The organism is Fructilactobacillus sp. X8R1C1 (genome assembly GCF_059900945.1).
In genome coordinates this window covers 124,126-142,974 of record NZ_JBWXVH010000006.1, presented here as the reverse complement: position 1 = coordinate 142,974, position 18,849 = coordinate 124,126, and the positions used below count along the sequence as shown (strand labels likewise).

At 41.6% G+C, this 18,849-nt stretch carries 20 protein-coding genes; 10 read left to right on the top strand and 10 right to left on the bottom strand.

Annotated features, from left to right (window positions below):
* Positions 1-285 precede the first annotated feature (285 nt).
* Complete coding sequence (locus tag AC6UD1_RS06895) at positions 286-3,243, top strand: KxYKxGKxW signal peptide domain-containing protein (RefSeq protein WP_500707682.1); 2,958 nt, start codon at positions 286-288, stop codon at positions 3,241-3,243.
* 100 nt (positions 3,244-3,343) lie between these two features.
* Here AC6UD1_RS06895 and AC6UD1_RS06890 read toward each other — a convergent pair whose 3' ends face one another.
* Entirely contained in the window at positions 3,344-4,033 is a 690-nt protein-coding gene (locus tag AC6UD1_RS06890; RefSeq protein WP_500707680.1) for a hypothetical protein, read from the bottom strand.
* Complete coding sequence (locus AC6UD1_RS06885) at positions 4,026-4,655, bottom strand: hypothetical protein (RefSeq protein ID WP_500707677.1); 630 nt, start codon at positions 4,653-4,655, stop codon at positions 4,026-4,028. Before AC6UD1_RS06885 ends, AC6UD1_RS06890 begins: the two co-directional genes overlap by 8 nt.
* Before the next feature lie 178 nt (positions 4,656-4,833).
* On the opposite strand from AC6UD1_RS06885, the gene AC6UD1_RS06880 reads away from it, so the two are divergent.
* The gene (locus tag AC6UD1_RS06880) at positions 4,834-5,340 is read left to right on the top strand and encodes a type 1 glutamine amidotransferase domain-containing protein (protein ID WP_500695500.1); all 507 of its coding nucleotides are present in this window, start codon (positions 4,834-4,836) and stop codon (positions 5,338-5,340) included.
* 54 nt (positions 5,341-5,394) lie between these two features.
* On the opposite strand, the gene pyrC is transcribed toward AC6UD1_RS06880, so the two are convergent.
* Positions 5,395-6,669, bottom strand: a complete 1,275-nt coding sequence (pyrC, locus tag AC6UD1_RS06875; RefSeq protein ID WP_500707676.1) for a dihydroorotase — start codon at positions 6,667-6,669, stop codon at positions 5,395-5,397.
* Positions 6,666-7,616 carry an aspartate carbamoyltransferase catalytic subunit gene (locus AC6UD1_RS06870; protein WP_500707675.1) on the bottom strand — a complete coding sequence of 317 codons (951 nt, stop codon included), beginning with the start codon at positions 7,614-7,616 and terminating at the stop codon, positions 6,666-6,668. The genes pyrC and AC6UD1_RS06870 overlap by 4 nt, the downstream gene beginning before the upstream one ends.
* Before the next feature lie 378 nt (positions 7,617-7,994).
* Here AC6UD1_RS06870 and AC6UD1_RS06865 point away from each other — a divergent pair, with 378 nt between their 5' ends.
* A complete protein-coding gene (locus tag AC6UD1_RS06865) occupies positions 7,995-8,936 on the top strand; it encodes a dihydroorotate oxidase (RefSeq protein WP_500707674.1) in 942 nt (313 codons plus the stop codon).
* A gap of 87 nt (positions 8,937-9,023) precedes the next feature.
* Here AC6UD1_RS06865 and AC6UD1_RS06860 read toward each other — a convergent pair whose 3' ends face one another.
* A complete protein-coding gene (locus AC6UD1_RS06860; protein ID WP_500693256.1) occupies positions 9,024-9,146 on the bottom strand; it encodes a hypothetical protein in 123 nt (40 codons plus the stop codon).
* 10 nt (positions 9,147-9,156) lie between these two features.
* The gene (locus AC6UD1_RS06855; protein WP_500693257.1) at positions 9,157-9,732 is read right to left on the bottom strand and encodes a hypothetical protein; all 576 of its coding nucleotides are present in this window, start codon (positions 9,730-9,732) and stop codon (positions 9,157-9,159) included.
* Between the two features lie 122 nt (positions 9,733-9,854).
* On the opposite strand from AC6UD1_RS06855, the gene AC6UD1_RS06850 reads away from it, so the two are divergent.
* Positions 9,855-10,703 carry a hypothetical protein gene (locus tag AC6UD1_RS06850; RefSeq protein ID WP_500707672.1) on the top strand — a complete coding sequence of 283 codons (849 nt, stop codon included), beginning with the start codon at positions 9,855-9,857 and terminating at the stop codon, positions 10,701-10,703.
* A 62-nt stretch (positions 10,704-10,765) separates the two neighbouring features.
* On the opposite strand, the gene AC6UD1_RS06845 is transcribed toward AC6UD1_RS06850, so the two are convergent.
* Both AC6UD1_RS06845 and AC6UD1_RS06840 read right to left on the bottom strand, forming a co-directional pair.
* Positions 10,766-10,918, bottom strand: a complete 153-nt coding sequence (locus AC6UD1_RS06845; protein ID WP_500698854.1) for a hypothetical protein — start codon at positions 10,916-10,918, stop codon at positions 10,766-10,768.
* A 27-nt stretch (positions 10,919-10,945) separates the two neighbouring features.
* The gene (locus AC6UD1_RS06840) at positions 10,946-11,473 is read right to left on the bottom strand and encodes a DUF308 domain-containing protein (RefSeq protein ID WP_500695492.1); all 528 of its coding nucleotides are present in this window, start codon (positions 11,471-11,473) and stop codon (positions 10,946-10,948) included.
* A 247-nt stretch (positions 11,474-11,720) separates the two neighbouring features.
* Here AC6UD1_RS06840 and AC6UD1_RS06835 point away from each other — a divergent pair, with 247 nt between their 5' ends.
* The 4 genes from AC6UD1_RS06835 to AC6UD1_RS06820 are packed head-to-tail and all read left to right on the top strand — an operon-like array spanning position 11,721 to position 14,543.
* Positions 11,721-12,098 carry a helix-turn-helix transcriptional regulator gene (locus AC6UD1_RS06835; protein WP_500698855.1) on the top strand — a complete coding sequence of 126 codons (378 nt, stop codon included), beginning with the start codon at positions 11,721-11,723 and terminating at the stop codon, positions 12,096-12,098.
* 20 nt (positions 12,099-12,118) lie between these two features.
* The gene (locus tag AC6UD1_RS06830) at positions 12,119-12,994 is read left to right on the top strand and encodes an ABC transporter ATP-binding protein (RefSeq protein WP_500707671.1); all 876 of its coding nucleotides are present in this window, start codon (positions 12,119-12,121) and stop codon (positions 12,992-12,994) included.
* A gap of 1 nt (position 12,995) precedes the next feature.
* Positions 12,996-13,754 (top strand): ABC transporter permease, encoded by a 759-nt coding sequence (locus tag AC6UD1_RS06825; protein ID WP_500707670.1) that lies wholly within the window; start codon positions 12,996-12,998, stop codon positions 13,752-13,754.
* Between the two features lie 18 nt (positions 13,755-13,772).
* Positions 13,773-14,543: an ABC transporter permease gene (locus tag AC6UD1_RS06820; protein WP_500707669.1), complete on the top strand. Its 771-nt coding sequence runs from the start codon at positions 13,773-13,775 to the stop codon at positions 14,541-14,543.
* Between the two features lie 82 nt (positions 14,544-14,625).
* Here AC6UD1_RS06820 and AC6UD1_RS06815 read toward each other — a convergent pair whose 3' ends face one another.
* Positions 14,626-15,267, bottom strand: a complete 642-nt coding sequence (locus AC6UD1_RS06815; protein ID WP_500707668.1) for an NAD(P)H-binding protein — start codon at positions 15,265-15,267, stop codon at positions 14,626-14,628.
* Positions 15,268-15,284: 17 nt separating this feature from the next.
* Positions 15,285-16,484 carry an MFS transporter gene (locus AC6UD1_RS06810; RefSeq protein ID WP_500707667.1) on the bottom strand — a complete coding sequence of 400 codons (1,200 nt, stop codon included), beginning with the start codon at positions 16,482-16,484 and terminating at the stop codon, positions 15,285-15,287.
* A gap of 227 nt (positions 16,485-16,711) precedes the next feature.
* On the opposite strand from AC6UD1_RS06810, the gene AC6UD1_RS06805 reads away from it, so the two are divergent.
* Together AC6UD1_RS06805 and AC6UD1_RS06800 are read left to right on the top strand one after the other, a co-directional pair.
* Complete coding sequence (locus tag AC6UD1_RS06805) at positions 16,712-17,947, top strand: aminopeptidase (protein WP_500707666.1); 1,236 nt, start codon at positions 16,712-16,714, stop codon at positions 17,945-17,947.
* Positions 17,947-18,828, top strand: a complete 882-nt coding sequence (locus tag AC6UD1_RS06800; protein WP_500707665.1) for a glycosyltransferase family 8 protein — start codon at positions 17,947-17,949, stop codon at positions 18,826-18,828. Before AC6UD1_RS06805 ends, AC6UD1_RS06800 begins: the two co-directional genes overlap by 1 nt.
* The last annotated feature ends 21 nt before the right edge of the window (positions 18,829-18,849 follow it).

The window sequence follows — 18,849 nt, the reverse complement described above, 5'->3', positions numbered from 1 at the left end:
GGCAAATCAATGATAAATTGACTAATCATTCGTAAGAGGAAATTTAAATATCGGAAATTCGATAAAAATTACGGGTTGCTAGATTTCGTACGCTATTTTTACGTAGTAATTATTATTTTATAACCCCTCTCTGCTAGTACGTTTTACAAACATTGTGAAGCATATTAAAAGGTTGATTGCTGACATCGTCGTGTTTACAATGTCAATTGTGAATATATAAACAGCAGTTTTACTATATATTCTGATAATTCACAAGATGTATTTTAGAACGAGAGGGGAAACCTTATGCAGAACAATACCAAGAAACATTACAAGATGTATAAAGCCGGAAAGCGGTGGATGGTCGCAGCCATTGTGACCGTCGCTACCGTCGGAGGATTGACGGTTGGCGCAAGCGCCGATACTAACGGTCAATCTAATAATAATAATCATAATATACAAATTATTAAAAAAGCAGCGTCCAATCAACCAGTAAAGGGTGACCTAGTCACGACGTCTGCTAAATCGCAACCAGAAAATCAAAGTAAGTCGAATCCAGCCGTAACTCAAACGCAGGATAATGCGGCTCAAGCTAATACTAATCAGACCACTGGGACAGCTCCAATGGTCAGTGCTCAACCAGGACAAACTGATTCATCTAAACCGACGACTAACACTGCGCAGGTGGACCAATCGTCATCAAAGAATGGTAACGGTCAAACCGAAAGAGCAGCTCAAACAAATTCACAACCGACTAACAACCAAGCCACTGCTAGTCAGAACAATGCGCAAAGCAAAAATCAATCGACTCAACCAGAGCCAAATAACGGCCAACAAAACGCAACTGACCAAAAGACTGCCCCAGCACCCGCTAATCAAGCTAGTCAAAAAACTGATAATCAAGGTGCCAATTTTAATAAACAAGTAGTTGCGCCAGAAAAGCAGACACCGAAAACCACTAATAACGTTCAGACTAACCAACCAGCGGTAATTAATCAGCAAGCAAAACAGGTTAAAGATGACATTCAAGCTGATCATATAATTTCTAATTCGATTGCGGTTAAAGTCGGTGATCCAGTTCCTGATGATCCAAGTTCGTATGGAATTATTGCAACTGATGATCAGGGTAATCCTCTAAAAGTTACGTCTATTGATATTTCAGGAGTTAATAATCAGGTGCCCGGACGTTACTACGTCCCATTTACTCTTTCTGATGGCACGACTTCTCAAACATTTGTAGATATTGTTAGTTTTACAGCCAAAAATATTTCCATTTTTACAGGTAATCCTACTAATATCGATTTAGGAGATCCTGATAGTTATGATGCTCAAATGACGAATGGCACTATTCCATTTGCAGTTTATGGAGTTAATTATAATAGTGTTAACCTTAATAAACCTGGAAAATATGCAGTTGTAATCTACGGTCCTCTTGATACTTTATCAGGTCCAACCTTGATTGCTTATGTAACCGTTGTTCCCATTCCCGCTGATGCGGTTACCGGTCACGATATCAGCATTCGAATTGGGCAAGCCGTTCCAGACGACGCTAAATCCTATGGTGCGACCGCTCTGAACCCAGATGGCAGTCCGGCAACAATTACTGGGATTGACACTTCCAAAGTCAATAACACTAAGGCGGGAGATTATCCGGTTGTCATCAGTGCGTCAAACGGTTTAACCAAGACGGTTTACGTTCACGTGCTCTTTAACCACACTAGTTTGAGTGCGCATAACCTGACCATCTACACTGGCGACCAGGTTTCAACTGACCCAGCTGCGTATGACGCTAAGGCAACCGATTATGATGGTAATCCGGCTAAAATCACTAAGATTGATGTGTCGAAGGTAAATAATCACGTCCCTGGAGTATATCCAGTTTGGATTCACGCTGACAATGGTGAGACACTAGGTGTCACCGTCACGGTCGTTAAGAGTCGGATTAGCATTGCCGCTCATGGAACCAGCATCAGAATTGGGAGACAGGTTCCAACGTGGCCAAGTGCATACGGTGCTAAAGCAACCTACAAAAACGGTAAGCCCGCTAAGATTACCAAGATTGACGTTTCAAAGGTTAATAACCAAATCCCTGGTGATTATCCAGTCACCATCACTTCAGATAATGGCGAAAGTATCACTGTCACGGTTACTGTTTTAAAGAATCACACGCGCTTAAGTGCTAACAACATCAAGATTTACGTTGGTCAAAAAGTTCCAACCGACCCGGCAGCTTACGATGCTCAAGCAACTGATTACGACGGCAATCCAGCCCAGATCACAAACATTGACGTATCCAAAGTAAACAATGAGGTTCCTGGCGTTTATCCGGTAACGATTACCGCCAACAATGGTGAAAAACTGGGTGTCACGGTTACAGTGCTCCCTGACGAAGCAACTTTAGTTGGACACGGATTGACCATTTACGTTGGCGACCAGGTCCCAACTGACCCACAAGCTTATGGTGCCAGTTCCACTAACACGGACGGTACAGAAGCAAGTATCACTAACGTCGACACTTCCAAGGTTAATAATAAGGTGCCGGGTCAATATCCAGTCACCATTACTTCATCAAATGGCAAGAAACTAGTAGTAACGGTGACCGTCTTAGCGGATAAGACGAGTCTTGAAGGTCACGGAATTACCATTCACGTTGGTGATCTAGTTCCTACCAATGCCGCTGCCTACGGTGCTAGAGCAACTAATGCTGATGGTACAGAAGCAACGATCACAAGCATTGACACTTCCAAAGTAAATAATGAAGTTCCTGGTCAATACAAGGTCATCATCACCGCCTCAAACGGGGACACATTGGTTGTTACTGTCACGGTTTTGGCTAAGAATGTACCAACTCCGAACCACCCAAGCAATAATGGTGGCAACGGCACTAACCCGATTACACCAAGTCATAACGGTGGCAACGGTAATGGTGGCAGTTCGGTAACTCCAAACCAACCAAGTGGCAACTCTGTCATGCCCGGTCAACCAACTAACAATGGTGGCTCTACAGCAACTCCAAATAATGGCAGTCAGACCGGTACACCAGAAGCTTCAACAAAGCAGAACGGTAGTCTGGTAGTTGAACCGCAAATTACGCAAGCCATTCACCAGGCTTTCAATTCTTCAGAAAAGAATGCTAAGCAGAATTCCAAGAACTTGCCACAAACTGGTGAGAACGACTCGTTAATTCTCGAGTTAATCGGTCTTGGCTTTATTGCTTCAGCAATGGCTTTGGCACTTCATGATTTAAAACATCGGGTCAAATAACTCGGTATCATGGTTAAATACGAGAAGTTTGAAAAATTTGTTTAATTAAGTTAAATTAGTTCAAAAAAATAGCCTTCAGGAAATTTCCTGAAGGCTATTTTCATTGGTCCCACTTCGTCACTAATGAGTGGCCCACGGTCACGATTGGTTGATAGCTCAGCACTTGATTGGTCTTGGTGTTGTATAGCACGTCACCCAGCTTGTCGACGTTATCACCGCCGTTTTGGTTGTACTTGGTTGCGTACGTGACGATGACGCGAATCTTTTTAATCGTTTCGGGACTGTTGGGATTGTCGTACATCTGTAGCCCGACCATTTTACTCTTGATGCCCATGCTTTTGACCTTATCCTTGGTCTGCTTGTTTCCTTGTTTGCCAAAGACCTTTTGGTTGCTAGCGTAGTTTGGTCCGATGAGTCCAGCGTCTTTTAGGACTTGAGGACGTGCTAGGAATTGGTCGTCATTATCGTAGGTGTAGAAAATCTGGAAGAATTCGTTTAGGTTCTTGTAGGTCGTGTCGGCCATGTGTTGGTTTTGCAGAATACTGCCGACCTTTTGATTATCGGTGTTTAAAAGGCGATTCTTATAACGCTTGTTTAGGGAGTTAAACCGTTGGTTGTACGTTTTCTGCTCAGCAGAAAGGGTGGCCCGATTGGTTTTAACCTGGGTGTTAATGGTGTCATTATGAATCATCAGGGTGAAGATAGCGAGGAGCAAGACGACAATGATTACGAACATGATTGCTAGAACACTGACGTTTTTATTGAGGTGAAATTTGTTGTTTTTAGCCATTGATTTCTTGACCTCCTAACGCCACGAACGTGCTGGTCCATGAAGTCCCAACGAGGGTCGTCTTTCGTTTCTTAACGTTGTAGTTAACGACGTAATTCAAGACGTTTGGCTTCTTATTATTCCTTGAGGCAAAGGTAATGGTGATCATCGAGTTGTAGGATTGAGACTGGCTGTCGTAACGAGCGTTGTTGACGGAGACGTCCTCAATCTTTTGGTTTAGGTATTTTTTATTGTGTCCCTTGGTACTTAGAACCGTTTTAGTAAAGGCTGGATCGAAACGATCCTTTTTAAACTGCTTACTAACGGCTTGACGCTGTTTGCTTGATTTGGCCATGTATGCCATCTTCATGGCCTTTTGGTAGACCTGGTCGTTATTTTTCTGAATGGATGTGATGTCGACTCCGGTCTGGTGCTGCTTTTGAACTTTTTGCGTGGTCTTTTTGGCGTTTAACGTATTGGTTTCCTGCCGGGTTGTCCTAATCTTAGTCATAAGTTGTTGGTTTTTAGCCTTGGCGTGATGAGTTGAGACTAACAGGCATCCCATAAGGATCACTAAGACGAAGATGATGCAGGATGCGACCGTCACGCAAACTAGGTTGACGTCATGTTTGGACTTGTTCATAAAATACCCTCGAATTCTGGAAAATGTAGTTACGTTAATTATAGCGGCTTTCCGTGAGAAGTGTAAATCAAATTTCCGTTAAGTTTCATTGGTTCTAAAATTGTGATAAATTGTTAAGCAAAATATTTTCCCTGAAATTTCATTCCATGTAAAATTATAGGTAAGGAAGTGATAAGAAATGGCTAAAGTAGCTGTACTTGTAACTAATGACGTTGAAGATGTTGAATTGACTTCACCAGTCGAAGCATTGAAAAAAGCTGGTCACGATATTACGATCATCGATAAGAAGGCTGGCGAAGAGATCACTGGTAAACACGGACACAAGACCAAGGTTGACGCTGGAATTGCCGATGTTATGCCGGAAAGCTTTGATGCTTTGCTAGTTCCCGGTGGCTTTTCACCAGATCAACTGCGGGGTGACCCACGGTTTGTTAAATTTGCGAGAAGTTTCTTGTTAGCTGACAAGCCAACGTTTGCGATCTGCCATGGTCCCCAATTGTTCATGCAGACGGGACTGGTTAAAGGTCGCACGATGACCGCTTATAAGACGGTTCAAACTGATATTTACTACGCTGGTGCCATTGTGAAAGATGAACCGGTTGTAAAGGATCATCACTTGATTACGAGTCGAACTCCGGATGATTTGGATCAGTTCAACGCTGCCATTGTTGAAGACTTAATTTAAACTAGCAATAGTAAAAATGCTTTACGTATTTAATTACGTAAAGCATTTTTTTAATTATGAGTGATAAACGATTTGGCCGTTAACAAAGGTCATGAGGTTTTGTGCATCGACTTGCTTGCCAATAAACGGCGAATTAATTCCCTTTGATTTCATGTTTTTGGTTGTAATTTGATGCGGCGCATTTAGATTCCAGACTGAGAAATTGGCGTGATTACCAACCTTGATTTGGTTTTCTTTTGAGAGATTGAAGGAGGCGGTTGGCTTGCTACTCATCCATTCCATCAATTGACTGAGAGTGACTCGCCCAGTTTCAACCAGTCTGGTGTACAGCAGTGGAAAGGCTGTTTCGATGCCGGTGATCCCGAAAGCCGCATCGTTAAAAGAATTCCCCTTGTCAGAGACGGTGTGTGGAGCGTGGTCGGTCGCAATCATGTCGATGGTGCCGTCCAATAATCCATCTAGTAACGCTTGCCGGTCTTTTTTGGTTCTCAGTGGCGGATTCATCTTGTACATGGGGTCGTCACTGGTAATCATGGAATCGTCTAATAACAGGTGATGCGGGGAAACCTCAGCGGTGACGTGCACGCCATCCGCTTTAGCCCGTCGAATCAGTTCCACGCTGCGCGCCGTTGAGACGTGACAGACGTGGTAATGAACACCGCTCATCCGTGCTAGTTCGAGGTCGCGAGCTAGTTGGCTGGTTTCCGTCACTTCAGGAATACCCGTTAGGCCTAGTTTTTTAGCTGTTAATCCTTCATTAATGACGCCGCCGTTCATTAACGAGCGGTCTTCGACGTGGGCGGCCAGAGGCAATCCAGTTTGAGCGATCTTTTTCATGGCCTCGTACATGGTCTGGGCGCTCTGAATCCCAATCCCATCGTTACTGAAGGCTACGGCTCCAGCCTGTTTCATTGCGGCGAAGTTTACGAGTTGGTCACTACGTTCGTTGTAGGTCACGGGGGCGAACTGTTTCACGTTGACAACGCCCTGTTGCAGGTTATGTTCAATCATCGTCTTTAGTTTATCCGGAGTGTTGGGGACGGGTGTGACGTTTGGCATGGCACAAACGGTCGTGTAACCACCGTGAGCGGACGCTTCACTACCGGTTTTGACAGTTTCTTTATCCGTTTGACCGGGGTCTCTGAAATGAACGTGGACATCCACCAAACCGGGTAGCACCACCTTATTCTTGGCGTCAATGACCCTGTCGGCCTGCGTCGGCTCAATTTGAGGTTTAATTTGTTTAATAACACCATCATCTAACAGTAAATCACACCGTTTGAGCGCTTGATTTTGAAAAAGTTGCCCGTTTTGAATTAAAATTTTCATCGTTCGTCAATTCCCTCAATATCTGCTTTATTCACAATGCCCTTATTAACGAGGACGTCGGTCAAAATGGCCATGCGCATGTACATCCCGTTCGTCATCTGTTTAAAGATTCGGGACTTGTCGGCTTCGACGAGATCAGAATCAATCTCAATCCCACGGTTGACGGGAGCGGGGTGCATGATGATGGCGTTATCCCTCATCGTTTGGTAGCGCTCCTTAGTTAAGCCAAATTGTTCGTGGTAACTTTCAGCGTCAAAGTCCGCCAGTTCTTTTCCGAGGCGTTCTTTTTGCACCCTGAGTAACATCACAATGTCAGAGTTGTGGGCCAGTTCGTCAACGGTTAAATGTTTACCGTACTCCTCAAATTTCGGGTCGTACCACTGGTCGGGACCCGCAAACGACACGTGCGCTCCGAGTTTAGTTAAAAGTTCCATGTTGGAACGGGCCACTCGGGAGTGGTTTAAGTCGCCAATGATCCCGACGTTTAAATCCTTGAAGGTGCCAAATTCCTGGTAGATGGTCATCATGTCAAGAAGTGATTGGGATGGGTGCTGGCCACTTCCGTCACCACCGTTGACCACACTAATTTTCAGGTTGTCGTCCAGTAGTTGTCGGTAGTACTCGTTTTCGGGATGCCGAATGACTGCGATGTCAACGCCAATCGCCTGAAGCGTTTTGATGGTGTCGGAGAGGGTCTCACCCTTGGTGACTGAACTAGTGTTGGCGTTAAACTGAAGGACCTGGATTCCGAGTCTGCGTTCCGCCATCTCAAAGCTGGTGTGCGTTCTGGTACTGTTTTCAAAGAAGAGGTTCATTGCGTAGGTGGGGCGGTTTAGGTGCACCGACTTGCCCTCTTTGAAGAGTTGCGCCAATTTAATCTTATGTAAAACTTGTTTCTCGTCCATGTCAGAGACCGTCACTAAGTCATGCTTGTATGAATATGCCATTTGATCCTCCTAGATTTTCACTTGGTTGAATTGCATAAATAAAGGGCCTACTACAAATTAACGTAGTACGCCCACTTTTTGACATGACCAGTTAACTTTTCAATCTCTCTGGATTGAATTAAAGTAGTCTCAATTTATTTGATAAATACTCTAACTAAATTGACGCCGAAAGTCAATTATTTTTAGTTAGGTTTTCTCAGTTGACAATTATAGGTGGGGGTCGTTATGATAATGATAATCAATCTTTAATTGGTTCAGAGAATCCAAAAGATTATTCATCCTAATTAAACTAATCGCGGTCGCAACTATGACAAATGGGAACTTCTCTGAATGCCCACTAGTAGTTGTGACTTTTTATATACCAAAGGAGTTATTACAATGGATCACATTTCAATTGCAGCACAGATCGGTAACGAGACGTTTGCCCATCCCTTTTTAAATGCCGCTGGAGTCTTTGACGAAACCGCCGAAGAGATGAATCAAATCTTGAACTCAGAGGCGGGAGGGGTAACGACTAAGAGTGCCACGTTAGAGCCACGTGAGGGAAATCCCAAGCCGCGCTATGCTGAAACAGAATTTGGCAGTATCAATTCCATGGGACTGCCAAACAAGGGACTGACATACTATCTTGATTACATTGAACAGAATCAGATTAACAAACCAGTCGATTTATCGATCTCGGGAACCTCCCTTGGTGACAACATCACGGCTCTAAGAAAAATTCAAGACAGTAGCTTTACCGGTCTCTGTGAACTCAACTTGTCGTGTCCGAATGTGATTGGCAAGCCCCAGATTGGTTACGACTTTGCGGCCGTTCACGCGGCCATGGAAGCCATTTTTAGTTTTTACACCAAGCCACTGGGTCTTAAACTACCACCGTATTTTGACTTACAACAATACGACGCCATAAGTAAGATTTTAAACCAGTACCCTTTGACCTACATCAACACCATTAACAGTGTTGGTAACGGCTTAATTGTGGACGCTGACACCGAATCAGCAGTCATTTCCCCCAAGGGTGGTTTTGGCGGCATCGGTGGTTCATACGTCAAGCCCGTGGCACTGGCAAACGTACGAGCCTTCAGAAAGCGTTTGAAGCCAGAAATCAAGATTATCGGAACTGGTGGCGTTAGCACCGGAAAGGATGCCTTTGAGTTAATCCTGTGCGGTGCTGATGTGGTTGAGGTCGGAACGGCCCTTTCAAAGGAAGGTCCTGAAATCTTTTCACGTTTGGATTCTGAACTGACAGATATCATGCTTCACAAGGGCTACCATCAGTTGTCTGATTTTCGGGGGAAACTCAAGGAGCGGCAGGACTAGTTTGGTCCTAGAATGATTTTAAATACTGTTATTAACGAAAGGGTGACCACACGATCGAATTGCGTGATCACCTTTTTAGTTTGAACCTTAAACTGCGTTTGAAATTTCACCAATTGGACCGGGAATTAACAGTACTAACGCCATGCAGACGAGTAGTACGATTACAAGTACAACAGCGATGGCAATAATAATCTTAGTTGACTTGGACATAAATCTCCTCCTAATCATTTTTGATTAGATCAGTCAAAAAGATGAGCTCCCATGAATTGAAACACACAATCTCGATCTTTTTGAGTTTGATCTTGTGTTCCTCATTTAAAATGGGGTCAAACGGATCGTCAACGGCTCGTGAAATCAGTGAGAAATTGGACGGTTCTCGATTTTTCATGTAGCCGATGCGGTCTTTTTTCTGGTTCTTCTTGTTAATTGTGACGACTTCAAAATTCACTTCACTCCGTGACAGATAATCAAGGACCTCCTGAAGTGGATTTTTAAAAGGAAGGTCTTCAATTGTTTTAATTTGTGGTGTATCCTTAAGCCCATATTCAGTCGCAAGGGTCCGATACTCGATCATCTGTTTTAAGTACGGAGTTCCCGTGTTAAAAACCGGAACTTCTTTCGTCAGATCGATTAATTCGTAGTTATCAAGACGACCTTCGAGGTCAATGGTCCTCATCAGCGCATACTTGTCGTTATGTTTTAAAATGTAACCAACGTCGAATTTGTTTTTCCGTTCATTTTCAAAGTATTCCACCATCGTGGTGGGATTGAGTTCATCAATATCAATGTCTTCCATTTTATTCACCTCCTGGGCTCAATTTCATCATACCCAAACGCTCACGATAGTACAAACATTTAGAAAATTGAGTTTAATTGGGTGTAAAATAGATACCAGAAGAACTAATAAAGGGGAATTTCATGTTAAAAAAACTTGTCAAGACGCGTCAATTCAAAACGTTATCGCTGGAGTTCGTGGCGTATGCTTTCGTCATTTTAGACTTACTTTATTATGAAGCTTTTCACCTGTCGGCTGAGATTGGTCTAATCTTCATTTTTATGGCGGTTCCAATGGCTTTCTTTGAGTCAAAGGGGAAGGGTTATCAGTGGTCGTGGCTCGCGGCTTCGACCTTGATTTGTGGAGCAGCCGCTTCGGTGATGAATCGACCGTACTTTGTGTTAGCCGTGCTGTTCTTCACTGCCGTCTACGCCTTCATGATTTATCACCCGATTAGTCTGTATCCTAAGTTTTGGATGATGTTGATCTACTGGATGGTGTTCATCTTGGGATGCGACATCATCACGTGGACGGGACGCAAGATTAACATTGTGACCGAGAGTCATAAGCAACTTTTGAGCGCTAATCTTGAAATTATTGGAATTACCCTGTTAGTGATGGTGATTTTGACGGGAATCGGCTACTTCTTGATTCATGGACAATTAGAACCTTTGCTCATTAAAAACAGCATCATGTTCTGGATTAACGTGGTGTTGAGCGTTCTGTTGGTCATTCAGTCGGCGGTCGTGGTTTTCTGGCTGAAATTTGGACCGTTTCACCTTCACCTTGGTCCGCATTCCGTCATTGGTGGTTTCACAATGGTCGGCGGTAGTTTGATTGCCCTGCTAATTTACATCGAACTGGTCTTTATTATCATTAATTCGATTTGGTCAAGTCATACAATGGGCAAGTGGCAGGTCTTAAGTAGCTTCGTTTACTTGGACCTAGTGCTCGTGTTTATCATGCTGCTTTTGGGAAACTCATTAATTTAAATAAAATTGACAAAATAAAATGACCTCACGTATTTGAGTACGTGAGGCCATTTTTGGTTTGCTTAACCTTTGAGATACCAATCAATTAGTGATTGGTCATCTGAATCGGGATCGATAATAATTTGACCCATATCATTAGTTTTAGTTTTTTGAGCCAGATTTTTATTCAACAGATTATTCCAAAAATGTTGGATTTTTTTATCATTATTTTCCATATGAATCCCTTTTAATTAATACCTAATTTAAAATGCCATTACCAATAACTTAATTCCTTCAACGATGAAGTAGATGCCGATGAAGATAATAACAACGGCGTTTGAAAGGTATGGGGTAAACAAAAGGATAATTCCAATGATAATTCCGATGATACCAGCCGTTACGATTAACCAGTAGTAACGTTTGGCTGACTTCTGTTGTGCTTTGGTTGCCGAGTAGATACTTAGACCAGAGTCAACGATGAACCAGATCGCAAAGGCGATGGCGATGAGGTAGAAGCCAAATGAACGGCTGAATAACAGGATCAGACCAATGATGATATCGATAATTCCATTGATGATAATCAAGTATCCCGAAACATCAAAGTTCTTTTGCAGTTGATGATGAAGCACCAAGTGATACAGGCCAATGCAGAGTGCCACGATTCCTAAAATAACGGCTAGTGCCTGCAGTGTGGCAAATGGTTTGATGAAGACAAAGAGTCCAGCGGCAACAAAGATAATTCCCGCAATTAGGGCCCATCCATCAAAACCTTTTTCTTTTTCATTAAACATATAAAACGCTCCCTTTATTTAAAGCTATTACGTGGTCAATTATAACGTAGTTTGTGGGGAATGGTGAAAATAAAAAACTGATAAGTGCACGTGGATAGTGTGTGGTTTGGGAACAGTTATGCACCTAACTATGCAAACATTAATTAACATAATTCCACTTTAGAAGTGCTATTCCTTATAAAGGAGTGCTTTATTATTCTTCTGTCTACGGTATATTTAAATTAATAAAACTTAAAGGAGTACATAAATGAAAATTATTTTTGCTCAGCAATTACAAAAATTACGAAAAGAAAAGGGAATTTCTCAAGAAGAGTTGGCAAATGATTTGTACGTGACCCGTCAAACAGTTTCGAAATGGGAACTTGGCGAAACTACTCCAAATTTAAATACAATTGAGAAAATTGCCAAAATTTTTCAAATTCCGGTAGAGGTGTTGTTATTTGGAGATAAACCAGATAATAATTCATCTAATCAAAATGGATACGATTCTCCTCAAAACGTTAACGAAAGATATCATCCGATTAATAATGTGTGGGAATTCTTAGCTAGATATTGGTGGATTGTTTTAATTTTGATTTTAGTAACTGGATTTGTGTTTACTGTCGCAGAAATGTTCCATAGTTAGGTTTATAGAGAGGAATTGGTATGCTTTCAGTAAAAGATATTAGTGTTTCTTTTGGAAAAAATCATGTTTTGAAAAATGTTTCGTTTGAAGTTAAATCTGGTGAAATTGTAGGTTTAATCGGTCCCAATGGAGCTGGTAAAAGTACGATTATGAAAACAATTTTAGGTCTTCTAAAGTTTAAAGGATCAGTTTCTTTAAATGGTCAAAGTGTCACCACCACTAACCATATTGCACTGAAAAAAGTGGGAGCGTTGGTTGAAAATCCAGCTATTTATCCATTTTTAACAGGGCTGGAGAACCTTAAATTATATAGTAAAGATTCAACGGATATGCATCATATTGTTTCGTTATTAGAGATGGATTCATACATTGACCAAAGATCTAAAAATTATTCTATTGGAATGAAACAAAAATTGGGGATTTCAATTGCTTTATTAAATAAACCTGATTTAGTTATTTTGGATGAGCCAATGAACGGTTTAGACATTGAAGCTACCATTGGCGTTAGAAAGATCATTAGGGAATATGCCCAAAATGGTACTGCCTTTTTAATTTCTAGTCATATCTTATCAGAATTACAAAAAGTCATGACGGATATTTTAATTTTAAAAAATGGCAAAATAATTTTAAGTAAGTCATTGCAAGAAATTTTTGAAACTAATGATCAAAAATACCGATTAATTACACGAAATATGAATAAGACAAAAGATATCTTAAAGAAATTCAAAATTGATTTTATTGATGAGAATGATTTTTATGTAATTAATCGAAACAATTTGGATAAAATTCAAGAAATTTTGGCTGATAATAGTATTTATCTTGAAGAGTTGACCCCTGATAATGGTAATTTGGAAAAAATTGTAGTCCAAATTCTGGAGAAAGAAGGGGTTCAATAGAATGATTGCCAGTTTACGACATGAATTTTATAAATTCATTCACCAAAGGTTACCTTTATATGGAATTGCGGTTTTGTTTGTTTTAATGCTTTACAGTGCCATAACGAGAAATAATGACAATTTAGTGGTTACGCAAGGTTTCGGTATGGGGCAATGGTCCATCGTGATTTTAATTGCGGTTGCGTCTGATTTTATTGCCATTGAATACCGTAACCATACTATTAGTACTCTGTTTTATAAAACTTCTAATAAATTCAAGATTTATTTATCTAAGTTTATGATTGTGATGTTTTATGGAATAACTTTATTAGGACTTGGTTCCTTGTTAACTTTGATATTTACGTTCTTTTTAGCTAATCAAGAATTTTCCTGGTTTTCGCTTGTTAATGATCAACATACTGTTTTAATTTCCCTCTTATTGAATGTCGTTGGTTATCTATTGTATATGATTTTTGTGATTGCACTTGCTTTTCTTCTTATTGTTTTAACTCAAAATGAATCGTTTGTAATTGCGATGGGATTATTAATCGTGTTTTTAGGATCGAATATCTCAACCGCCATCATGAAAAGCATTCCGACTTCAGTCAATTTTATAAAATGGAATCCGTTGAATATGATTTATGTAATTAATCAATTATCTAATAAAAAGTACTTTCTATTTTCAAATTTAAGTAATGTTCAACTAATAATAGGCACACTTATTTATGGACTAGGATTTTTCGTTGTTGGATATTTTATTTTTAAGCATCGACGGATTTAAATTGGAGGGGATCTAGTTATGATACGTTGTTTACATCAGGAACTTTATAAAAGTATTCATCGAAAAATTGTTTATATTGCACCATTTTTAATTCCCGTTTATATGCTCATTGTTAAGATGGCTTCTGGTAATCAACAAAATAATTTGTTAGCTATGACAAATGACGATTCTAATCAGATTATTCCTTTAGTGTTAATCATAGTTTGTTCGACACTTTTTACGATGGAATATCAGAATAATGCGATTTTAACGATCCTTTATAAAGCTCCGCAAAAAGCTGACGTTTATTTTGCTAAAGTACTGATTGCATGTAGTTATGCGATAATATTACATTTATTTTCAATAATTTGCTTTTTTATTTTCCAGTTAGTTCCGTTTACTTCTTTGTCGATAAATTGGTTAGATTTATATCAATATCACAGTCCGTTAATTATAAATATGATTATTTTTAATTTAGTGGATTTGGTTGCATCTTTATTGATAATTAGTTTGGTATTTATTGCATCGTGCATTATTAATTCAAATGCGGTAGTTATTACAACTAATATTCTCATCGTTTTGATTGGTCAATTCGTCTCAGGCAATTTAGTAGATAAAAGTAATTCATTTTCTAATATATTAAAATGGAATCCCTTTAATATGCTGAACTTGACTAATCAATACTATAACTACGGAACTTATCATTTAACAACTCTTTTGAGCAATGGTCAATTAGTGATTGGAACATTGGGATGGTCACTCACATTTTTAGTGTTAGGGTACATAATTTTTCAGAGAAAAAGTTTTTGATTAATATTTTTTATAAATAACGAAAAATACCTTTAGATTGGATTGATAAAATCTATCTAAAGGTATTTATATTGTTTAACTTTTAATAAAATGAAGGCTTTGAGAGGTCTTCTGAGCCTGGTTCAACCACGCCAATGTCTTCACGTTGGTATTTACTTGGGTCTTCAATGATGCTGACAATTAACTTGGCAATGGCTTCCCGGGTGACTTGCGCACCCTTAAACGGTTTACCAGCGGGGATAACTTCGTATTTTTCGTTGTTCTTGTCGTTATAAAGCCAGGTCATCTTCAAATAGGTGTAGTCAATGTCGGAATCAAGTAGTTCCTTATAGGCTTTCTTGGGATTAGCGTAGGTACTGCCAATCATCTCGTTGTTCCACTTTTTAAATGGTCCAACGACCGTATCGTCAACGTCCAATAGACCAGCCACGATTAAACGTTTAACGTCTGCCTGGTCCATGGTCTTAATAACGGAACTCATTGCCTTAGCGTGTGGGACATCCGAAAAGACGATGTCTTGACCTTTCATGACGTCTTTCAGGATTTCATCATCATTGATGTCGCCGTCAACGACAGTTTCTCGTTTGGGGTCACTGACAGTTAGACGACTTTTAGCGTTACGAGCTAATAAGGTCATGTCAACGTCGGTGTCCTTTAGTAATTTTTGAATTACGATGCTAGGAATTTGTCCCGCGGCACCTAAGATTAGTACTTTTTTTGTCATATGCAATTCCTCCGTTTCTATTCATCACTTTTCACGCCCTTAGTGTGACGCATTTCGTAACTAACTACAAATGTTATGAACGCCGAAAACAGCAAAATAATTGCGACAATCGTGTAGGGATAGTGCGGGTTAATGTCCATTAGAACCCCGGAAAAGATGGGTCCGATGATGTTACCAACACTGGTTAGTGACATGTTTAAGCCGTTGATTAATCCCTGATTATTCTTGCCAAAACGAGTCAGCAGTGTTGTAATGGCAGGTCTTAACACGTCAAAAGCACAGAAGACCACTAGGGTGGCAATGATGACTTCGATTTTGCTGTGAGCAAACAGAATCCAGACGATACAGATGGAACTGAGGATGAAACAGTCACGGATGAGACCAAGTTCACCGCGCATTCGGACCAAGCGGTCGAAGAAGACGACCTGAAGGACGAGAGAAATCATCCCGTTGATGATTAGTACGACGGCAATGTTATCAAGGGTAAAGTGAAAGACCTGGTTCACATAGATCGTGTAGATGCTTTCAAATCCTTGCAGGCCAAATGATGAGATTAAAATCATGGCGAAGAGGGCAATCATGGCCCCGTTTAAGATGGACTTCAGGCCCTTTTCGGTGATGTGGACTTCCTCCATGACGGGATTTTTTTGATTGGTCTGTTTGATGTGCTTGGGAAGTCCTACGACAAAGAAGATGACGGCGATGATGCCAAGGACGCCCGCAAACCAGAACGGCATCTTGTACCCAAACTTGGCGAGTGCACCACCAATCCCGGGACCGATGATTAAGCCACCACTAAAAGCGGCTGAGAGCAGGCCAATGACCTTGGCCCGTTGTTCTGAAGACGACAGGTCAGCGGCCATTGCCATGGACGTTGGCACCACCATGGCGGCTGAAATTCCACCAATTAGTCGGGAAATATCGAATAACAGCAGCGTGTTAGAGGCCGCAAACATCATTTCCGAGACGGAATAAAGGATTAGACCTCCAGCCAGAATTGGTGCTCGTCCAATCTTGTCTGAAATCCGGCCCACAAACGGCGATCCGATGAACTGAGCTAAGGCGTATAGTGAAGTCATGGTTCCCATCTGAGCGGTGGTTAGATGATATTCGTTTTTAATGAAGGGTTCGACTGGAATTACCAGACTCATCCCTAAACAAATGATAAAGTTCGCAATAATCAGGATGAAAATTGCTCGTTTGGCAGCTTTTGACACGTCGATCCCTCCCGTTTCGTTAAGTAATATCATCCATTTTAGCACGGTATCACGCGCTTGCTCCAGTCCCTTTCTGAGAAATTGTGAAGTCAGATAAGTTGAAAAGCCGTGGCTTCGGACTTACATTCCGTAAGTTAAATTTTGATTGCAAAGCGTTACACTTATTAATTGTAATTGAAAATAAAAATCAATAGAATGGATGCAACGAGAGAAGAAGGGATGATTACATGAAGAAGGAAGAATTAGATCGTAATTTAAAAAAGTATGCGGAATTGATTGTCAAGGTCGGAGTAAACGTCCAACCGGGCCAGACGGTCGTTCTGTATATCTCTGATCATCACCAGGACTTGGCCCACATGATTGTGAAGGAAGCCTATAAAGCTGGGGCCGCCGATGTGATGGTTAAGTGGGACGATACCTTTGTGTCCCAACAATTTTTAGAACATGCCAGTGACGACCGGTTGGAAAACATTCCCCAATACATGATTGATGAGGCCAACTACATCGTTGATAAACATGCCGCTCGAATCTCAGTTTTGTCGGAGGACCCGGCTGCTTTTGCCCAAATTGATCCCAAACGAGTGGCCAAGAACACGGCGGCCATGGGAAAGGCCACGAACGCGGTCCGGGTTGCTACGCAGAATAACGACTTAACCTGGACGGTCGTAGGTGCCGCTGACACAGCCTGGGCGAAACAGGTTTTCCCTGACTTACCGGATGACGAAGCCGTTGACAAGTTGTGGCGCGAGATTTTCAAAACGGCTCGAGTTGATAACGACGACCCCATTCAGGCTTGGAAGGACCACAAAGACCAACTCCAAGAAAAAGCAGCTTGGTTAAATGAGGAACAGTTTGACACGTTGCAGTACCATTCCCCACGAACTGACATGGAGGTCGGATTGCCCAAGCACCACGTCTGGGTCGGGGCTGGCAGTACCAGTGTTGATGGCATTAAGTTCATGCCCAACATGCCAACCGAAGAGGTCTTCACGGCTCCTGACAAACGCCGTATTAACGGTCACGTCACTTCAACGAAACCGTTAAGCTATTCTGGCACTGTGATTGAAGACATGGAGTTCACTTTTAAGGACGGACAGGTTGTAAAGGCTACTGCCAAGAAGGGGCAAAAGACACTTGACCACCTCCTTGCCACTGATCCAGGAGTTCGTTCGCTCGGCGAAGTTTCACTAGTGCCAGATCCTAGTCCAATTTCACAATCAGGCATCATTTTCTACAACACCCTGTACGACGAAAATGCCAGTGATCACATGGCCCTGGGTGCTGCTTATCCATTCAGTGTTGTTGGTGGGACCGAGATGAGTCCGGAAGAACAAGACCAGGCTGGCTTAAATAGCAGTCAAGAACACGTTGATTTCATGATGGGTTCTGACGACATGAACATTGACGGCGTTAAAGCTGATGGGACGGTCGTTCCCGTCTTTCGTAACGGAGACTGGGCCTAGTGAAAAAACCAACTGAAGTAGCTCATCCGCTCACGGTTGCGTCCACCACTGACAACAACATGGCACTGCCGCTGGCGATTAATTACACTTCCATCCTTTTAAACAATCCTGACGCGGACTTTGAGTTTTTTGTCGTCAATGATCATTTAAGTCCCCAAAATCAGAACTTAATTGCCACGCTCCCGAAGCTTTTTATAAACTGTCTAACGGTGAAATTTTTAAAACCCCACGAGGACCGTTACCAGAAGGCCAACACGGATGCTCCGAACAGCATCATCAAACGCAATACTTACTACCGCATTGATATTCCAGAAGAAATTGACCGTCCCAGGATTCTCTATCTTGACGCTGATATGATTTGTGTGGGAAACATTGATGAACTTTATCACGTTGATTTAAATGGGAAAGTAATTGGGGCCGTTGAAAATGCGGGGTACTTGGACCGCTTGCGTGAGATGGGGGTCAGTGAGAAAACTGGTCATTACTTTAACGCCGGCTTGTTACTAATTGATACCAAGAAATGGCGTAGCGCTGGTATTTCACAAAAAGCACGCGGACTTGCGAATGACCATCCGGAAATGTTGCGGTTTCAGGACCAGGATGCCTTAAATGCCATTTTTAACGGTGATTGGCAGTCGTTACCCTCCAAGTACAACGTGCAAAGTAACCTTATTAAGGGCAAGTACCGCAAAAGTGAGACGACGGACGGTCAGCGTTCTCAAGTAGCGGCGTTGGATCATCCCGTCATTGTGCACTACACAAACTTCGATAAGCCGTGGATTGTCAAGGTGGATCATCTGCATCCCTTGAGAAGTCTGTATGATGAGTACCAAAATAAATTACTGGATCAACTAGCGTGGTACGTTAGTAATCATCATTAGTTTTAGATCTAAAAAGCACTT

Bases quoted from the DNA above. Each gene is read 5' to 3' on its own strand.
- AC6UD1_RS06890 (WP_500707680.1), bottom strand. From the start codon at position 4,033: ATGGCTAAAAACAACAAATTTCACCTCAATAAAAACGTCAGTGTTCTA.
- AC6UD1_RS06840 (WP_500695492.1), bottom strand. From the start codon at position 11,473: ATGTTTAATGAAAAAGAAAAAGGTTTTGATGGATGGGCCCTAATTGCG.
- pyrC (WP_500707676.1), bottom strand. From the start codon at position 6,669: ATGAAAATTTTAATTCAAAACGGGCAACTTTTTCAAAATCAAGCGCTC.
- AC6UD1_RS06825 (WP_500707670.1), top strand. From the start codon at position 12,996: ATGATTGCCAGTTTACGACATGAATTTTATAAATTCATTCACCAAAGG.
- AC6UD1_RS06830 (WP_500707671.1), top strand. From the start codon at position 12,119: ATGCTTTCAGTAAAAGATATTAGTGTTTCTTTTGGAAAAAATCATGTT.
- AC6UD1_RS06815 (WP_500707668.1), bottom strand. From the start codon at position 15,267: ATGACAAAAAAAGTACTAATCTTAGGTGCCGCGGGACAAATTCCTAGC.
- AC6UD1_RS06870 (WP_500707675.1), bottom strand. From the start codon at position 7,616: ATGGCATATTCATACAAGCATGACTTAGTGACGGTCTCTGACATGGAC.
- AC6UD1_RS06880 (WP_500695500.1), top strand. From the start codon at position 4,834: ATGGCTAAAGTAGCTGTACTTGTAACTAATGACGTTGAAGATGTTGAA.
- AC6UD1_RS06845 (WP_500698854.1), bottom strand. From the start codon at position 10,918: ATGGAAAATAATGATAAAAAAATCCAACATTTTTGGAATAATCTGTTG.
- AC6UD1_RS06855 (WP_500693257.1), bottom strand. From the start codon at position 9,732: ATGGAAGACATTGATATTGATGAACTCAATCCCACCACGATGGTGGAA.
- AC6UD1_RS06895 (WP_500707682.1), top strand. From the start codon at position 286: ATGCAGAACAATACCAAGAAACATTACAAGATGTATAAAGCCGGAAAG.
- AC6UD1_RS06805 (WP_500707666.1), top strand. From the start codon at position 16,712: ATGAAGAAGGAAGAATTAGATCGTAATTTAAAAAAGTATGCGGAATTG.
- AC6UD1_RS06835 (WP_500698855.1), top strand. From the start codon at position 11,721: ATGAAAATTATTTTTGCTCAGCAATTACAAAAATTACGAAAAGAAAAG.
- AC6UD1_RS06820 (WP_500707669.1), top strand. From the start codon at position 13,773: ATGATACGTTGTTTACATCAGGAACTTTATAAAAGTATTCATCGAAAA.
- AC6UD1_RS06850 (WP_500707672.1), top strand. From the start codon at position 9,855: ATGTTAAAAAAACTTGTCAAGACGCGTCAATTCAAAACGTTATCGCTG.
- AC6UD1_RS06885 (WP_500707677.1), bottom strand. From the start codon at position 4,655: ATGAACAAGTCCAAACATGACGTCAACCTAGTTTGCGTGACGGTCGCA.
- AC6UD1_RS06865 (WP_500707674.1), top strand. From the start codon at position 7,995: ATGGATCACATTTCAATTGCAGCACAGATCGGTAACGAGACGTTTGCC.
- AC6UD1_RS06860 (WP_500693256.1), bottom strand. From the start codon at position 9,146: ATGTCCAAGTCAACTAAGATTATTATTGCCATCGCTGTTGTACTTGTA.